At 67.5% G+C, this 14,802-nt stretch carries 13 protein-coding genes; 6 read left to right on the top strand and 7 right to left on the bottom strand.

What is annotated here, in order from left to right:
- Positions 1-27 precede the first annotated feature (27 nt).
- Complete coding sequence (locus ACX9OW_RS16895; RefSeq protein WP_283219173.1) at positions 28-633, top strand: glutathione S-transferase family protein; 606 nt, start codon at positions 28-30, stop codon at positions 631-633.
- Positions 634-705: 72 nt separating this feature from the next.
- On the opposite strand, the gene ACX9OW_RS16890 is transcribed toward ACX9OW_RS16895, so the two are convergent.
- Positions 706-1,713 carry a zinc-binding alcohol dehydrogenase family protein gene (locus ACX9OW_RS16890; RefSeq protein WP_111187102.1) on the bottom strand — a complete coding sequence of 336 codons (1,008 nt, stop codon included), beginning with the start codon at positions 1,711-1,713 and terminating at the stop codon, positions 706-708.
- 91 nt (positions 1,714-1,804) lie between these two features.
- Between ACX9OW_RS16890 and ACX9OW_RS16885 the strand changes: the two genes are divergently transcribed.
- From ACX9OW_RS16885 to ACX9OW_RS16875, 3 genes are all read left to right on the top strand, one after another.
- On the top strand, positions 1,805-2,776 hold the full coding sequence (locus ACX9OW_RS16885; protein ID WP_053517236.1) for a LysR family transcriptional regulator: 972 nt from the start codon (positions 1,805-1,807) through the stop codon (positions 2,774-2,776).
- 15 nt (positions 2,777-2,791) lie between these two features.
- Positions 2,792-3,421: a leucine efflux protein LeuE gene (gene leuE, locus ACX9OW_RS16880; protein WP_053517234.1), complete on the top strand. Its 630-nt coding sequence runs from the start codon at positions 2,792-2,794 to the stop codon at positions 3,419-3,421.
- A 173-nt stretch (positions 3,422-3,594) separates the two neighbouring features.
- On the top strand, positions 3,595-5,022 hold the full coding sequence (locus ACX9OW_RS16875) for an amino acid permease (protein ID WP_459062594.1): 1,428 nt from the start codon (positions 3,595-3,597) through the stop codon (positions 5,020-5,022).
- Between the two features lie 51 nt (positions 5,023-5,073).
- Here ACX9OW_RS16875 and ACX9OW_RS16870 read toward each other — a convergent pair whose 3' ends face one another.
- Both ACX9OW_RS16870 and ACX9OW_RS16865 read right to left on the bottom strand, forming a co-directional pair.
- A complete protein-coding gene (locus ACX9OW_RS16870) occupies positions 5,074-6,315 on the bottom strand; it encodes a dipeptidase (RefSeq protein ID WP_053517232.1) in 1,242 nt (413 codons plus the stop codon).
- A gap of 128 nt (positions 6,316-6,443) precedes the next feature.
- The gene (locus ACX9OW_RS16865; RefSeq protein ID WP_459062593.1) at positions 6,444-7,613 is read right to left on the bottom strand and encodes a class I SAM-dependent rRNA methyltransferase; all 1,170 of its coding nucleotides are present in this window, start codon (positions 7,611-7,613) and stop codon (positions 6,444-6,446) included.
- A 350-nt stretch (positions 7,614-7,963) separates the two neighbouring features.
- On the opposite strand from ACX9OW_RS16865, the gene ACX9OW_RS16860 reads away from it, so the two are divergent.
- A complete protein-coding gene (locus tag ACX9OW_RS16860) occupies positions 7,964-8,926 on the top strand; it encodes a TerC family protein (protein WP_053517229.1) in 963 nt (320 codons plus the stop codon).
- A gap of 103 nt (positions 8,927-9,029) precedes the next feature.
- Positions 9,030-9,800: a rhomboid family intramembrane serine protease gene (locus ACX9OW_RS16855; protein WP_197600196.1), complete on the top strand. Its 771-nt coding sequence runs from the start codon at positions 9,030-9,032 to the stop codon at positions 9,798-9,800.
- Between the two features lie 70 nt (positions 9,801-9,870).
- Here ACX9OW_RS16855 and ACX9OW_RS16850 read toward each other — a convergent pair whose 3' ends face one another.
- The 4 genes from ACX9OW_RS16850 to rnpA form a co-directional block, all read right to left on the bottom strand.
- The gene (locus ACX9OW_RS16850) at positions 9,871-10,986 is read right to left on the bottom strand and encodes a glycerophosphodiester phosphodiesterase (RefSeq protein WP_459062592.1); all 1,116 of its coding nucleotides are present in this window, start codon (positions 10,984-10,986) and stop codon (positions 9,871-9,873) included.
- A gap of 143 nt (positions 10,987-11,129) precedes the next feature.
- The gene (gene mnmE / locus ACX9OW_RS16845; RefSeq protein ID WP_262218828.1) at positions 11,130-12,479 is read right to left on the bottom strand and encodes a tRNA uridine-5-carboxymethylaminomethyl(34) synthesis GTPase MnmE; all 1,350 of its coding nucleotides are present in this window, start codon (positions 12,477-12,479) and stop codon (positions 11,130-11,132) included.
- A 112-nt stretch (positions 12,480-12,591) separates the two neighbouring features.
- Positions 12,592-14,307, bottom strand: coding sequence for a membrane protein insertase YidC (yidC, locus tag ACX9OW_RS16840; RefSeq protein WP_065174067.1), 1,716 nt, complete (start codon positions 14,305-14,307; stop codon positions 12,592-12,594).
- Complete coding sequence (gene rnpA / locus ACX9OW_RS16835; protein WP_080375251.1) at positions 14,307-14,801, bottom strand: ribonuclease P protein component; 495 nt, start codon at positions 14,799-14,801, stop codon at positions 14,307-14,309. The genes yidC and rnpA overlap by 1 nt, the downstream gene beginning before the upstream one ends.
- Position 14,802 lies beyond the last annotated feature (1 nt).

Genomic DNA, 14,802 nt, shown 5'->3' with positions numbered 1-14,802 from the left:
TCTCAACTGCTGCGTCCCGCCCCGGTCATGCTCGCGCTGTTCGGAAAGCCCACGTCGATCAACGTACGCAAGGTGCTGTGGCTGTGCGCCGAGCTCAGGCTGGCCATCGAGCACGATCCGGCACCGTCGGCACGGCGGCTGGCCGGGCTGAATCCGAACCAGCAGGTGCCGGTGCTGCGCGACGGCGGCTTCGTGCTGTGGGAATCGAACAGCATCTGCCGTTACCTGGCCTCCCGCGCCGGACGCGCTGACCTGCTGCCGGCAGATGCGCAGGCGCGTGCGAAGGTCGAGCAATGGATGGACTGGCAGGCGACCGACCTCAACACCGCCTGGCGCCACGTGTTCATGGCACGCGTGCGGCAGCATCCTGACTATCCCGACGACGACCGGGCCGAGGCCGGCCTGGCCCGCTGGAATGAGCTCATGGGTCTGCTGGATGCCCAGCTGGCCGGCACGGGAGCGTATGTCACCGGCGACCACTTCACCCTGGCTGACATCGTGCTAGGCCTGTCCACCCAGCGCTGGCGCAGCACCCCCGGCGCCAGGCCCGCGCTGCCCTGCGTTGACGCCTGGTTTGACCGCCTGCGGTCGCGACCCGGGTTCGCCGAACACGTCGACAACGGTGACCCCTGAGGCAGCGGTACGTACCGCGAGGCCTCCTGCAGGGCCGGGTCATGCTTTGCTCTGCAGGAGGCAGACAGGCCTCTACCAGCCCTCGAGAACGATCTTGCCCTTGGCGCGGTGACTCTCCAGCACGGCATGCGCGCGGCGCAGGCTCGCCGCTTCAATGCGGCCGAAATGCTCGCCCAGCGTGGTCTGCAGCACGCCGGCATCGACCAGGTCCGCGACGCGGTTCAACAGCACGTGCTGCTGCTGCATGTCCGGCGTCCGGTACAGCGGGCGGGTGAACATCGATTCCCAATGCAGCGACAGCGCCTTGCGCTTGAGGGCCATCACATCCAGCTGGCCAGGATCGTCGATCAGCCCCAACTGGCCCTGTGGCGCCAGCACCTCCACGATCTGCGCGAAATGCTGGTCGGTGTGGGTCAGGCTGGCGACATGCTCCACCTGCGCGATGCCCAGCCGTGCCAGCCCTTCGGCCAGTGGCTGGCTGTGGTCGATCACATGGTGCGCGCCCATCGCGTACACCCAGTCCTGCGTCTCCGGGCGCGAGGCGGTGCCGATCACGGTCAAGCGGGTCAGGCGACGCGCAAGCTGCACCAGGATCGAGCCGACGCCACCGGCCGCGCCGATCACCAGCAGGGTCTGGCCCTCGCCTGCGCCCTCGGCGATGCGCAGGCGATCAAACAGCAGCTCCCAGGCCGTGATCGCCGTCAGCGGCAGGGCTGCGGCGGCCGCATCATCGAGGCTGGCCGGCTTGCGGCCCACGCTGCGCTCGTCCACCAGCTGGTACTCGGCATTGCTGCCGGACCGGTCGATCACGCCTGCGTAGTAGACCGCATCGCCCGGCTGGAACAAGGTCACCTCACCGCCCACCGCATCGACGATGCCGACGGCATCCCAGCCGAGCACGCGCGGGCCATCGGTGGCCATGTTGCGGCGGACCTTGGTGTCGACCGGGTTCACCGCCACCGCGCGCACCGCCACCCGGAGGTCGCGCGGGCCCGGCTGCGGAAGCGGCAGGTCGATATCGATCAGGGCCTGTGCATCGTCGATCGGCAGGCCGGCATGGGAATAGGCAATGGCGCGCATGGCAGCGGTCCAGTGGGAAAGGAGGCCACAGCGTGCGCCGCGCACGGTCCGCCGGAAAGGCGCACAATCGGGCAGGACTTTCACTCCTGCAATGAAAATGATCCGCTTCGACGACCTGCAGCTGTTCGTCCGTACCGCCGCACTGGGCAGCTTCTCGCAGGCCGCGCGCGAGGCCGACCTGCTGCCCGGTCAGGTCGCCGCCGCCGTGGCCCGGCTCGAGCGCGAACTGGACCTGCGCCTGTTCGTGCGCACCACCCGCAGCCTGCGGCTGACCGCCGAAGGCGCGCTGTACCTGCCTTACGCGCAGGAGGTGCTGGCGACCCTGCGCGAAGGCCAGGCCCGGGTGCAGGGCGAGGATGCCGAGCTGCATGGCACGCTGCGGCTCTCTGCCCCGTCGGACTTCGGACGCAACCTGCTGCTGCCGTGGCTGACCCGGTTCCGTGCGATGCATCCGCGACTGCGGCTGCATCTGCGCCTGTCCGACGAAGTGGCTGATGTATTCCGCGATCCGGTCGATGTGGCGATCCGCATCGGGCATTTCGATGATGCCAGCTATGTCGCCCTGCCCCTGCTGGAAGGCAACCGGCGCGTGCTGGCGGCGTCGCCCGGCTACCTGCAGCGGCGCGGCACGCCGCAGCGTCTGGAGGATCTGCGCGAGCACGACTGCCTGGCCTACCAGCTCGGTGGTCGCGCCTACGACCGCTGGGCCTTCGAGGTCGACGGCCGTCGCGTGGTGATCCCGGTACAGGGCCCGCTGGTGTGCGACGACGCCGATGTGGTGCGGCGCTGGGCGGTGGCCGGTGAGGGCATCACCTACAAGTCCTGGCTGGACCTGCGCGAGGACGTGCTCGCCGGGCGCCTGCAGCTGCTGCTTGGCGGTGTGGGCAGCCACATCCCACTGCAGCTGGTCTGCCCGCACCGCAAGCAGTTCTCGCCCGCGGTGCGGCAGCTGCATGCGCAACTGCGCCAGCACCTGCAACCGCTGCTGTCGGGCATGCCCGAGGGCGGCGGCGGCCCCCTGTCGCAGCGCGCGGCACTGGCCGACAATACCGGCTCCCCGTAGCGAGAGAACACCGCCATGCCGTGGATGGGCATCCAGGACCTGTGGACATTTCTGGTCGCCGTGCTGGTGTTCCTCGCCCTGCCCGGGCCTGGCACGTTCACCCTGTTGACCGCCACCGGCCGGGGCGGGGTGCGCGGTGGTTACACCGCACTGGCCGGCCTGCTGGTCGGCGACCAGATCCTGATGTGGCTGGCCCTGGCCGGCGTGGCGGCCCTGCTGAAGGCCAACCCGCTGGTCTTTCACGCCGTGCAGTACCTGGGCGCGGCCTATCTGGTGTGGGTGGGCATCAGCCTGCTGCGCACGCCCAGGCAGGAGGGCGGCGATGCCGGCCCGATCCGCATGCAGCCGGGCCGCTACTTCCAGCAGGCGATCCTGGTCAGCCTGCTCAATCCGAAGGCGATCCTGTTCTACATGGCCTTCCTGCCGCTGTTCATCGACCCCAGGGCGCACCAGGGCATCGCCACCTTCGTCGCGCTGGCGGGGATCATCTTCGTGGTCAGCATCGCCTACTGCTCGCTGTTGATCTGGGTCGGCAACCTGGCGCGGCGCCGGTTGATCCAGCATCCGCGCGTCAGCGACGCGCTGCGACGCGTGGCCGGGGTGTTCCTGGTCGGCTTCGGCATCCGCCTGGGACTGAACGGCTGACCGGCACGGCGACGGCTGTCGGGCCCGTTCCGCAACCTTTGTGCTGATTCCGGCAGTGTCGTCGCGGTCATGCGCGCGCTGCGCCAGGCATGACCCCCGTCAGTGGTAATGCTGCGCTGCATTCGGTCACACTCGGAGACTTGTCGTTATCAGTCACCCCTTCCGAGGCCTGCATGTCCCTGCTCCGGCGCAAGTCCCTAGATTCCGTCACCGTCCACGAAGCCGGCAGGCGACTGGTCCCGACACTCAGCTGGCCGCACCTGATCGCGCTGGGCATCGGCGCCATCGTCGGTACCGGCATCTACACGCTGATCGGCGTCGGTGCCAATCTCGCCGGCCCGGCCGTCCTGATCTCCTTCGCCATCGCCGGTGCGGTCTGCGCCTGCGCGGCCCTGTCCTACGCCGAGCTGTCGACGATGATGCCGGCCGCCGGCAGTGCCTACACCTACAGCTACAGCGCGTTGGGCGAGGTGTTCGCCTGGGTGGTGGGCTGGAGCCTGATCCTGGAGTACTCGCTGGTGGTCAGCACGGTGGCCGTGGGCTGGTCGGGGTACTTCGTCGGCTTCCTGGAGTGGGTCCACACCCAGTTCGGCTGGGACGTGACCCTGCCGGCCGCGCTGGCCGCGGGTCCGCACGTGGAAGGCGGCATGATCAATCTGCCGGCGATCGTCATCACCTGGCTGGTGGCCCTGATGCTGATGGCCGGCACCAAGGAGAGCGCGACCCTCAACGCGATCCTGGTGGTGTTCAAGCTGATCGCGCTGGCCATCTTCGTGGCAGTGGCACTGCCGGCCTTCGACAGCAGCAACCTGCAGCCGTTCATGCCGTATGGCTTCGCCAAATCACTGGGTCCGGATGGTGTCGAGCGAGGCGTGATGGCGGCCGCCGCGATCATCTTCTTCGCCTTCTACGGTTTCGACGCGATCTCCACCGCTGCCGAGGAGACCAAGAACCCGGGCCGCGACCTGTCGATCGGCATCATCGGTTCGATGATCGGCTGCACCATCGTCTACGTGCTGGTCGCGCTGGCCGCCGTGGGTGCGATGAGCTACGCGGTGTTCGGCCACAGCGCTGAGCCGCTGGCGCTGATCATGCGCCAGCTCGGCCACCCCACCGCGGCGATGGTGATCGGTGTCATCGCGATCATCGCCCTGCCGACCGTGCTGCTGGCCTTCCTGTACGGGCAGAGCCGCATCTTCTTCGTCATGAGCCGCGATGGCCTGCTGCCGCGTGGCCTGTCCAAGGTCAGCGCGCGCACCGGTACGCCGGTGGCCACCACGCTGTTCACCGCGCTGGTGGTGTCGGCCCTGGCCGGCGTGGCACGCCTGGACGAGATCGCGGCATTGGCCAATGCCGGCACCCTGGCGGCGTTCACCGCGGTGGGCATCTGCCTGGTCGTGCTGCGCGTGCGTGAACCGAACCGCGAGCGAACCTTCCGCACGCCGGTGGCCTTCATCGTCGGGCCACTGGCCGCGCTGGGCTGCATCTACCTGTTCATCAGCCTGCCGCACACCACGCAGCTGTACTTCCTGCTGTGGAATGTCGCGGGCCTGGTGCTGTACTTCCTGTACAGCCGCCGCCATGCGCTGATCGCGCGCTGATCCAGACCGCGCCGGGCACGGCCCGGCGCAGATCCGGCCCGGGCGGGGCGGTTACCCGCCCTGCCTGGCGGCGTAGTCCTGCGCCTGCCGCATCACCCGCAGCAGATTGCCGCCCCAGATGCCGGCGATCTGCTGTTCCGTGTATCCCTTGCGCAGCAGCCAGGCGGTGATCTTCGGCAGCTGGCTGACATCGGGCAGGTCACTCAGGCCGCCGCCGCCGTCCCAGTCCAGGCCGATGCCCACGTGTTCGGGCCCGACCACCTGGAGGATGTGCTCGAAGTGGGCGAAGAAGTCCTCCAGGCTGGCGTGCCGGACGGGGTGTTCGTGGTCCAGTGCCTGTTCGGCCTTCAACAGGGCCACGCCCTGCTCGATGCCCATGCCTTCCCAGCCTCCCAGCTGCCGGCTGAGTGCTTCTTCGGCCTGTTTGCGCTCGGCCGTCTTGCCGGTGTCGATCAGATAGCCGCCATAGGCGTTGACCTGGATCACACCACCAGCCTTGGCCAGCTTCTTCAGCCGCGCGTCGTCGAGGTTGCGTGGATGGTCGTAGACCGCCTTGGCTGAACTGTGCGAGAGCACGAACGGCACCGGCATCATCGCCAGCAGATCGTCGAACACGGCATCGGAGGCATGCGACTGGTCGATGACGATGCCGAGCTTCACCGCCTCGCGCACCAGCGCCTTGCCGGCCGGGCTCAGGCCTTTCCACTCCGGTCCCTTCGGATCGGTCGCAGAATCAGCGAACTCGTTGTTGGCGAAATGCACCGTGCTCAGCAGGCGCAGGCCGGCACGGTGATAGAACGAAAGCAGGCTGGGGTCGGCCACCAGCGGGCTGGCGTTCTCCATGCTGATGTAGACCACGCGTTTGCCGGCGGCCTTGATCCGCGCCGCATCGTCAGCGGTCAGGGCCAGGGCGAACCGATCGCCGTTGGCCGCCACCATTTCGCGGATTTCCAGCAGGCGCTGCAGGCCGTGATCGCGCTCGGCCAGGTGGGCGGCGGCGCTGCGGTCGCCCTGGTCGGTGTAGATCGCCCAGAACCCGCCGTCCAGTGCTCCCTCGACCATGCGCGGGTAGTCCACCTGCGACAGCGCATTGCGATCATGGCGCTGTTCGATATCGAAGCCGGTGCGGCCAAAGTTGGCCGGCGTATCCAGGTGGCTGTCGAGCGTCAGCAGGCGCTGCTGCAATGTCTTGGCACGCGCAAGCTCCTGCGCGCTGAACTCGATGGCATGGGCGGTCAGCGGCGCGCTCAGCGCCAGGGCAAGCAGCACGGACAGACGGCGCAACGACGGCATGGGGTTCCTACCGGCAATGGGAAGAACCCGACCATAGCGCTGCGGCCGGCCAATTTGTAGAGCCGAGCGCATGCTCGGCTGCCAGACAGATCAGCCGAGCGTGGGCTCGGCTCTACAGCGCCACGCGGTCAATCCACCACGCGGCAGAACACGGCCTTCAGGTAACGCGATTCCTGCACGTGGGCCATGAACGGATGGTCCGGACCAGCGCCGGCCACCTTCAGGATCTGGATCGTGCGGCCGGAGAAATAGGCCGCACGACGCAGCATGTCGAGGAACTGGTCCTCGGCCACCAGGCCGGTGCAGGAGAAGGTGGCGAACAGGCCGCCCGGCTTGACCACGCCCAGCGCCAGCTTGTTCATATCCAGGTACTTCTTCAGCGCATTGATCACCTGGTCGCGGTCGCGGGTCATCTTGGCCGGATCCAGGATCACCACGTCGTACTGCTCACCGCGATTGGCGGCATCGCGCAGCCACGGGAAGATGTCGGACTGGATGAACTTCGGGCGCACGTTGTTCAGGCGCGAATTGCCCTTGGCGATCTGGATGACGTCTTCATCGATGTCGATGCCGACCACGTCCGAGGCCCCGCGTGCCGCTGCATAGACCGCGAAGCCGCCGGTGTTGCAGCACAGGTCGAGCACGCTCTTGCCTTCCACCTGCTGGCTCAGCCATTGCCGGTTCTCGCGCTGGTCGGCGAAGAAGCCGGTCTTGTGCGCGCCGGCCGGATCGGCGCGGAACTTGATCCCGTACTCTGTGATCACCGACGCTTCGGTGGTGGTGTTGCCGTGGAAATCGAAGCTTTCCTGCTTCTGCACGTGTTCGTCGGCGAAGCTGTGGAAGCGGCAGCCGGGGAACTGCTCACGCAGCGCATCGTAGATCCATTCGCGGTGGCGGAACATGCCGGCAGCGAAGAACTCGACCACCACCAGGTCGCCGTAGCGGTCCACCACCAGGCCGGACAGACCGTCACCTTCGCTGTGCACGACACGCCAGGCGTCGGACACCGCGTCGAGCTTGAGTACCTCACGGCGCAGCGACACTGCCTGGGCGATCTTGCGCGAGAACCAGCCGGCATCCACCGGTACGTTCTGGTCAGTTTCAAGGATGCGCACGGCAATGCGCGAGTGCCCGTTGTAGAACCCGCGGCCAATGAACTCGCCATCGATGCCGACCACGTCGACGAGGGAACCGGGCTTGGGCCGGACGGTCGGCTTCTCGACCAGTTTCTGGAAGATCCACGGGTGGCTGGAGCGCCACGCGTTCTTGAGGCGGACAACGGGAAGGGGGGTATTCATCCACCTATTGTAAACCGGCCGCCGGGAGTCAGATCCCCGCAGGGGCTCTGACCCCTCTCTGGCGGGAACATGGGCTCGGGCCCCCTGCGGGGATCCGACCCCCGTGCCCGGGCATTTGACGGCGGACGCGGCAGGCCGCAGAATCGGCGCCAGAAGGGGAGTAGCTCCCAGACGTTGTCGCCGTCATTTCGAGCCCGCAGGCTCCGGTGCAACGGCAGTTCCAGCCGACTGGAACTGCGAGCGAGACCTTCGCCGTACTGGCGAAGCTCTGTCCCTGGATCCCCTCCCGATCCTCCGTTGCAGATCCTCGCCGTCCGGCCTGGCATTCATCTTTCCAACGGACATTCCCAATGCAGACGATCGGTAACATGTGGTTGTGGGGCGGCTTCGCAGCGGTGGTGGTCATCGCCCTGCTGGTCGACCTCGTGTTGATGCGCCATGGTGGCCCGCACAAGGTCACCTTCAAGGAGGCCCTGTGGTGGTCCATCGGCTGGGTCGCGCTGGCCCTGCTGTTCAACGCCGGCCTCTGGTACTACCTGAATGAGACGGCCGGCCAGGTCGTGGCCAACAAGGTCGGTCTCGAGTTCCTGACCGGCTACCTGGTCGAGAAGGCGCTGGCGGTGGACAACATCTTTGTCTTCCTGATGATCATGAGCTACTTCGCGGTGCCGGAGGAACAGCGCCAGAAGGTGCTGATCATCGGCATCCTGGGCGCGATCGTGCTGCGTACGATCATGATCTTCGCCGGCAGCGTGCTGATCAGCCAGTTCCATTGGCTGCTCTACGTGTTCGGCGCCTTCCTGCTGTTCACCGGCTGGAAGATGTGGTTTGCCGCCGGACAGGAGCCGGACCTGGAGAGCAACCCGGCCCTGCGCTGGATGCGCAAGCACCTTCGCCTGCTGCCGGAGTACGCAGGCAACGCCCTGAGCGTGAAGCGCGACGGCGTGCGCTGGTTCACCCCGTTGTTCGCGGTGCTGATCCTGATCGCCGTCACCGACGTGATCTTCGCGGTGGACAGCATCCCGGCGATCTTCGCGATCACCACCGATCCGTTCATCGTGCTGACCTCCAACGTGTTCGCGGTACTGGGCCTGCGTGCGATGTTCTTCCTGCTGGCCGGCATGGCCGACCGGTTCCACCTGCTGCCGTACGGCCTGGCACTGGTGCTGGGTTTCATCGGCATCAAGATGATGATCATCGACCTGTTCAAGATCCCGACCCCGGTCTCGCTGGGCGTGGTCGCGCTGATCATTGCCGCCACCGTCGTGCTGAGCCTGAAGTACCCGCCCAAGGAAGGCGAAGGCCAGGCCTGATCGCGGCTGGCAGACATGGCCAGCGGGATTGTCCCGCTGGCCGCTTCCACTCTCCCGCAGCGGTGGCCTTGGTTTCGCGCCAGCCACCGCCATTGCTTGAGGTATGAACAGCAACGCGCCCCTGCCCGCCGGCGACGTGCCGGCCCCCCGCAACGACCGCCTCCGCATCCTGCGGGCGTTCAATGTCAGCCTGGCCGCCGTGCTGGTGCTGGTGGTCGTGTTCGCCCTGCAGGGCACGTTCGACTGGCGCCCCTGGGCGGTAGCGCCGCTGGAAGCCAAGGGCCTGCTCGGCCTGCTCGGCGGCCCGCTGCTGCATGCCTCGGTCGAGCACATCGCCGCCAACAGCATCGCGATCCTGATCCTCGGCACCCTGGCCGGAAGCGTCTATCCCAGGGCCACCGTCCGCGCCCTGCCCCTGCTCTGGCTGGGATCGGGTGTGGGCGCATGGATGCTGGGCAATCCCGGCAGCGTCCATCTGGGTGCCAGTGGCGTGACCCACGGCCTGATGTTCCTGCTCGCCGGCCTCGGCCTGCTGCGCCGCGACCGCGCCGCCATCGCCACCGGCCTGATCGGCATGCTGTTCTACGGTGGCATGCTGATGACCATCCTGCCGCATGCCGACGGCGTGTCCTGGCAATCGCACATGGGCGGCGCCTTCGCCGGCATCATCGCAGCGCTGCTGTTCCGCACCGCCGACCCGCTGCCACCGCGTCCGCGCTACAGCTGGGAGGACGAGGAAGAGAACGCAGAACCGCTGGCCGACGATGAACTGGAGCCGCCGTCGCCACACCGTGTGCCGGTCCTGTGGCAGCCGCGCGAAGGGCAGGATTACGTGGTCATCCCGTTCCGGCGGCCGGACGAACCGCGCGGCTGAGGTGGGATGGGTGCCGGGCATGGCCCGGCACCCCGGGTAGCGCCGGGTTATGCCCGGCGGCGTTGACGTGTCAGTTCGCCGCGTTGCCCGCCGCGCCAGTGCCGTCCACCGCCTGCCGGCCCAGCGCCGGGTCATCGGTGAAGAACGCATCGATGCCGGTGGCCAGATAGGCGCGCATCTCGGCGATCGAGCCTTCGGCGTTGCGCGCGTTGTCCGCCCCCCTGCGCAGGTTGCTGGGCTGGAACTGATTCTCCGGGCGGAAGGTATACGGGATCACCATCAGGCCGGCCGCGTGCGCATCGCGCACCAGCGCGGTCGGCGTTCCCAGTGCACCGTTGACGTCCAGCGGAATGATCGAGCGCAGTTCAGGACCGATGCCATCGGCATAGGCCGCGATGTCCTTCAGGCCCGCTGGAGTCATCATCTGTGCATAGGTCAGCGTGCCCCCGGCCTTGGCGACGTCGGCCGGCTGGGTATCGCCCTTCCACAGCAGCTGCAGCAGGCGGATGTTGCTGTCCTGCGGGATCTTGCTGCGCAGGTAACGCAGGTTGGCGGTTTCGAAGGACTGGATGGTGACCGGGCCGACGTTGGTGTAGGCATTGCCACGCAGCGCGGCCAACAGTTTGTCTTCCATCGGCAGACCGATGGACTGGAAGTAGGTCGGATGCTTGATCTCCGGCACCAGACCGATGCCTCGATTGGCGCGGCCGGCCTGCTGGACCAGGAAGGCGAGGATTTCATCGAGACTGGCGATGCGGAACTGGCCGTCGTAGGCGGTGCTGCGCAGGTCGGGCAGGCGTTCGCGCGCGTACAGCGTCTTCAGCTCGGCCAGGGTGAAGTCTTCGGTGAACCATCCGTCCACCGTCTGCCCGTCGATGACCTTGCGGGTGCGGCGGCTGGCGAATTCGGGATGCGAGGCGACATCGGTGGTGCCCCCGATCTCGTTCTCATGGCGGGCCACCATCACCCCGTCCCTGGTCATCACCAGGTCCGGTTCGATGTAGTCGGCTCCGTCGGCGATGGCCTGTGCATACGCAGCCAGGGTGTGTTCCGGCAGCAGCGCGCTGGCGCCGCGATGACCATAGACCGACGCCCTGGCCGCGGCCGGGAGAGAGGATTCAGCACTCATGGCCACCGATGGTGCCACGGCCAGCGACAACAGCAACGCACAACCCCACGACTTCACTGCAACGTCCCCCAACGGTAGGTGATGGGCGGCAGTATGCGGCGGCAATGTGACAGGTGGGGGACCTGGGGTCTGATCCCCGCAGCGGCTGTCACCCCATGTGGCAAACGGGGTCAGAGCCCCTGCGGGAATCTGACCCCGGCTTACTTGCCGATGCAGAAGCTGGAGAAGATCCGTCCCAACAGGTCATCGGCGCTCATCTGCCCGGTGATCTCGCCCAGCGCGTCATGTGCGAGCCGCAGCTCTTCGGCTGCCAGTTCCAGGTGTTCGTGGGCCAGCTCGCCATCAGCGCGACGGGCATGTTCCTGCGCACGCTCGATTGCATCCACGTGGCGGGTGCGCGCGGAGAACTCGCCGTCCACCTGTTCGCCCGCGCCTGCCGACGCGATCGCGCGCAGGCGCGCGTGGAGGTCGTCGAGTCCTGCACCGGTGGCGGCCGAAACGAACACACGGTCCGGATCGTCCACGGTTGGCCCGGCCTGCAGCAGATCTGACTTGTTGTGGATGTAGACCTTGTGCGGCACAGCCCTCACCGCTTCGCCGATGGCCGCCTCTCCCGCCGCCGGATCGCGTGCATCCAGTACGATCAGCGCCAGGTCGGTGCGTTCGATCTCCACGCGCGCGCGGCGCATGCCTTCGCGTTCGATGGCGTCGCCACCGTCGCGCAGGCCGGCGGTATCGACCAGGGTCAGCTCCAGTCCATCCAGGCGGATGGTCTCGCGCAGCGTGTCGCGCGTGGTGCCGGCGATGTCGGTGACGATGGCGCGTTCGCTGCCGGCAAGCGCATTGAGCAACGAACTCTTGCCGGCGTTGGGCGGGCCGATCAGCACCGCGTGCAGGCCATCGCGCAGGCGACGGCCACGCTCGGCATCGCGGCGCAGCAGGGCCAGGTCGCTGCGTGCCAGTTCCAGCCCGCGGCGCACCTGCGCGCCGCCCAGCGTATCCAGCGGCTCATCGGCAAAATCGATGGCCGCTTCCACATGCACGCGCAGCAGCACCAGCTGCTCGACCACGGCGTCGATGCGGCGCGAGAACACCCCGTCCAGCGAGCGACGGGCAGCACGCGCGGCGCGGTTGTCGCCCGCAGCGATCAGATCGGCGATGGCCTCGGCCTGAGCCAGATCGAGCTTGCCGTTGAGGAAGGCGCGCTCGCTGAACTCACCGGGCCGCGCCTGCCGCGCGCCGAGCGCGATGCAGCGTGCAACCAGTTGCTGCAGCAACACCGGGCTGCCATGGCCCTGCAATTCCACCACTTCTTCGCCGGTGAAGCTGTTCGGTGCCGGGAACCACAGCACGATGCCATCGTCGATCACCTCGCCGTCGGCGTCGCGCAGACGTGCGTAATGCGCGTGACGTGGGCGCAGGCCGGTTGCGCCCAGTGCGTTGGCGATGGCGGCGGCGCGCGGCCCGGACAGGCGCAGGATGCCGACGCCACCTGCACCTGGCGCGCTGGCGATGGCGACAATGGTGTCAGTGCGGGCTGCCTCATTCATCGCTTGGAACGTCTCCGGTTGCGCACGCGCGGAATTCTACCGCCTCATGCGAAAAGCCCGCCTTGCGGCGGGCTTCTGCTGCGGTCAGCCGGCCAGCGGCCGACTCTACCGATTACTTCTTCTTGACCGGAGCCGATGCGGCGGTGGCCGGGACCGGGTCGCCGCCATGGCGCTTGGTCATCCACCACTGCTGCAGCAGGCCCAGGCCGCCGTTGACCACCCAGTACAGGACCAGGCCGGACGGCATGAAGGCCATCATGACGCCGAACACCAGCGGCATGAACTGCATCATCTTCTGCTGCATCGGGTCCATGCCCGGCGCAGGCGTGAGCTTCTGGGTGAACCACATCACCGCCACGTTGATCACCGGCAGGATGAAGTACGGGTCACGCGCGGTCAGGTCCTGGATCCAGCCCAGCCACGGCGCCTGGCGCAGTTCGACCGACTCCACCAGCACCCAGTACAGGGCGAAGAAGATCGGCATCTGGATGAGGATCGGCAGACAGCCGCCCATCGGATTGATCTTCTCCTTCTTGTACAGCTCCATCATCGCGGTCTGGAACTTCTGGCGGTCATCGCCATAGCGTTCCTTCAGCTGCTGGATGCGCGGCTGGAAGCGGCGCATCTTGGCGCCACTCTTGTATTGCACGGCCGACAGCGGGTACAGCACCAGCTTAAGCAGCACCACCAGGCCGACGATCGCCCAGCCCCAGTTGCCGACCAGCTTGTGCACCTGGTTGAGCACCCAGAACAGGCCCTGGCCGATCACCGCCATCATCGAGAAACGGCTGTAGTCGACCACGCGATCCAGGCCCGGCACGTCTTCCTTGGCGATCAGGTTGACCAGCTTGGGGCCGACCCACAGGCGCGCTTCGGTGCTGGTGGACTGGCCCGGGGCCAGGGTAAAGGCCGGTCCGCGCGCTTCGATCAGGTCACGACCGTCCACCTGCGACAGCACGTAGTGGGCGACCTGGTCCTTCTGCGGAATCCACGCGGTGAAGAAGTGGTGCTGCAGCATCGCCAGCCAGCCGCCGGTGATGTTCTGGTTCAGCGCACCGTCCTCCAGGTAATCCTTGAACGCACGACGCTGGTACTTCTTGTCGTTGTCGTACCAGGTGGCGCCGTTGAAGCTGAAGGAATCCGGGTTGGTCATGCTCCGCGACAGGATGGTCGGGGTGCGGTCCAGGGTGCGGTAGACGTAGCCGTTCCACGTGGTGGCGCCGGCATTGCTGACTTCATCCTTGAAGCGCACGGCGTACTCGTTGCGCGAGACGGTCAGGGTGCGCTTGATGGTCACGCCGTTGTCGGCGGTCCACACGAACGGGATCTGCAGTTCGTTCTGGCCCTTGGCCAGCACGAAGTCGCGGGTGTCACCGACCAGCTTGAAACCGTCGGCGCCGGGCACCGGGGCGTTCTTGTCCTGGCTGGCCCAGCCGCTGATCGCGCTGTACGGATGCGCGGGATCTTCGGTCAGCAGGCGGACCGGCGGGCTGCCTTCATCCTTGGTCTGCGGGAACTGCAGCAGCTCGGCGTCGAGCACGCGGCCCCCGTCCAGCACCAGGCGCAGGACGTCGGTGGTGACGGTCACGCGCTGGGCGGCCGGGGTCGCGCTGGCCTGGGCCTGCGTGGGCGCCTGGCCCGGGGCCGCCGGCACCTGGGCGCTGGGAACGCTGCCTGCGGCGGCGCCCGGCACGGTCTGCGCCGCGGCCGGGGCCGAACGGGTCGTCGGAGCAGGGGTCGGAGCGGCCTGCTCGCGGCTCCACTCCATCCACAGCAGCACGGCCACCATCAGCCAGGCAAAAATGAGAAATACGCGGGTCTGGTTCATCAGCGGACAGGCTCGGCGGGGCCGGAACGCGGTGCCGGCTCGGTCAAAGAGGGAGTTGCGATGCCATCAGGCGGCGGCATTGTGCCGTCCACGCCCGGCGCGGGCAATGCACGCAGGCGGCGCAGCAGGCGCAGGAAGGCCTGGCGGATGTCGTCGTTGCTGGCATGACGCGCAGCACTACGGGCCACGACGACAAAGTCGCCTGGCTGGATATCGGTTCGTGTCTGACGCAGGATGTCGCGCAGGACGCGCTTGATCCGGTTGCGCCCGACGGCGTTCGGATCGACCTTGCGGGAAACCGCCAGACCCAGCCTGGCCGGCCGGTCAGCCGGCAGCCAGTGCAGGGTCATCAGCGGATCGGACACACGGCGGGCGCCGTTGAAGACCGTTGAGTATTCGGCACGCGTGCGAACCCGCGCAGAGCGAGGGAATCGCTTGCGCGGGTCTGCAGTATTCACTGTCGAAGGGATTGCGTCTGCCGCGATGTGCGGCATG

It is taken from the genome of Stenotrophomonas genospecies 5, from assembly GCF_054473825.1.
The sequence above is the reverse complement of the archived record's forward strand: the minus strand, read 5'-3'. Positions and strand labels throughout refer to the sequence as shown.

Coding starts and splice junctions, on each gene's coding strand:
- ACX9OW_RS16895 (WP_283219173.1), top strand. CDS start 28: ATGCTCGCGCTGTTCGGAAAGCCCACGTCGATCAACGTACGCAAGGTG.
- ACX9OW_RS16890 (WP_111187102.1), bottom strand. CDS start 1,713: ATGCGCGCCATTGCCTATTCCCATGCCGGCCTGCCGATCGACGATGCA.
- ACX9OW_RS16885 (WP_053517236.1), top strand. CDS start 1,805: ATGAAAATGATCCGCTTCGACGACCTGCAGCTGTTCGTCCGTACCGCC.
- leuE (WP_053517234.1), top strand. CDS start 2,792: ATGCCGTGGATGGGCATCCAGGACCTGTGGACATTTCTGGTCGCCGTG.
- ACX9OW_RS16875 (WP_459062594.1), top strand. CDS start 3,595: ATGTCCCTGCTCCGGCGCAAGTCCCTAGATTCCGTCACCGTCCACGAA.
- ACX9OW_RS16870 (WP_053517232.1), bottom strand. CDS start 6,315: ATGCCGTCGTTGCGCCGTCTGTCCGTGCTGCTTGCCCTGGCGCTGAGC.
- ACX9OW_RS16865 (WP_459062593.1), bottom strand. CDS start 7,613: ATGAATACCCCCCTTCCCGTTGTCCGCCTCAAGAACGCGTGGCGCTCC.
- ACX9OW_RS16860 (WP_053517229.1), top strand. CDS start 7,964: ATGCAGACGATCGGTAACATGTGGTTGTGGGGCGGCTTCGCAGCGGTG.
- ACX9OW_RS16855 (WP_197600196.1), top strand. CDS start 9,030: ATGAACAGCAACGCGCCCCTGCCCGCCGGCGACGTGCCGGCCCCCCGC.
- mnmE (WP_262218828.1), bottom strand. CDS start 12,479: ATGAATGAGGCAGCCCGCACTGACACCATTGTCGCCATCGCCAGCGCG.
- yidC (WP_065174067.1), bottom strand. CDS start 14,307: ATGAACCAGACCCGCGTATTTCTCATTTTTGCCTGGCTGATGGTGGCC.
- rnpA (WP_080375251.1), bottom strand. CDS start 14,801: ATGCCGCACATCGCGGCAGACGCAATCCCTTCGACAGTGAATACTGCA.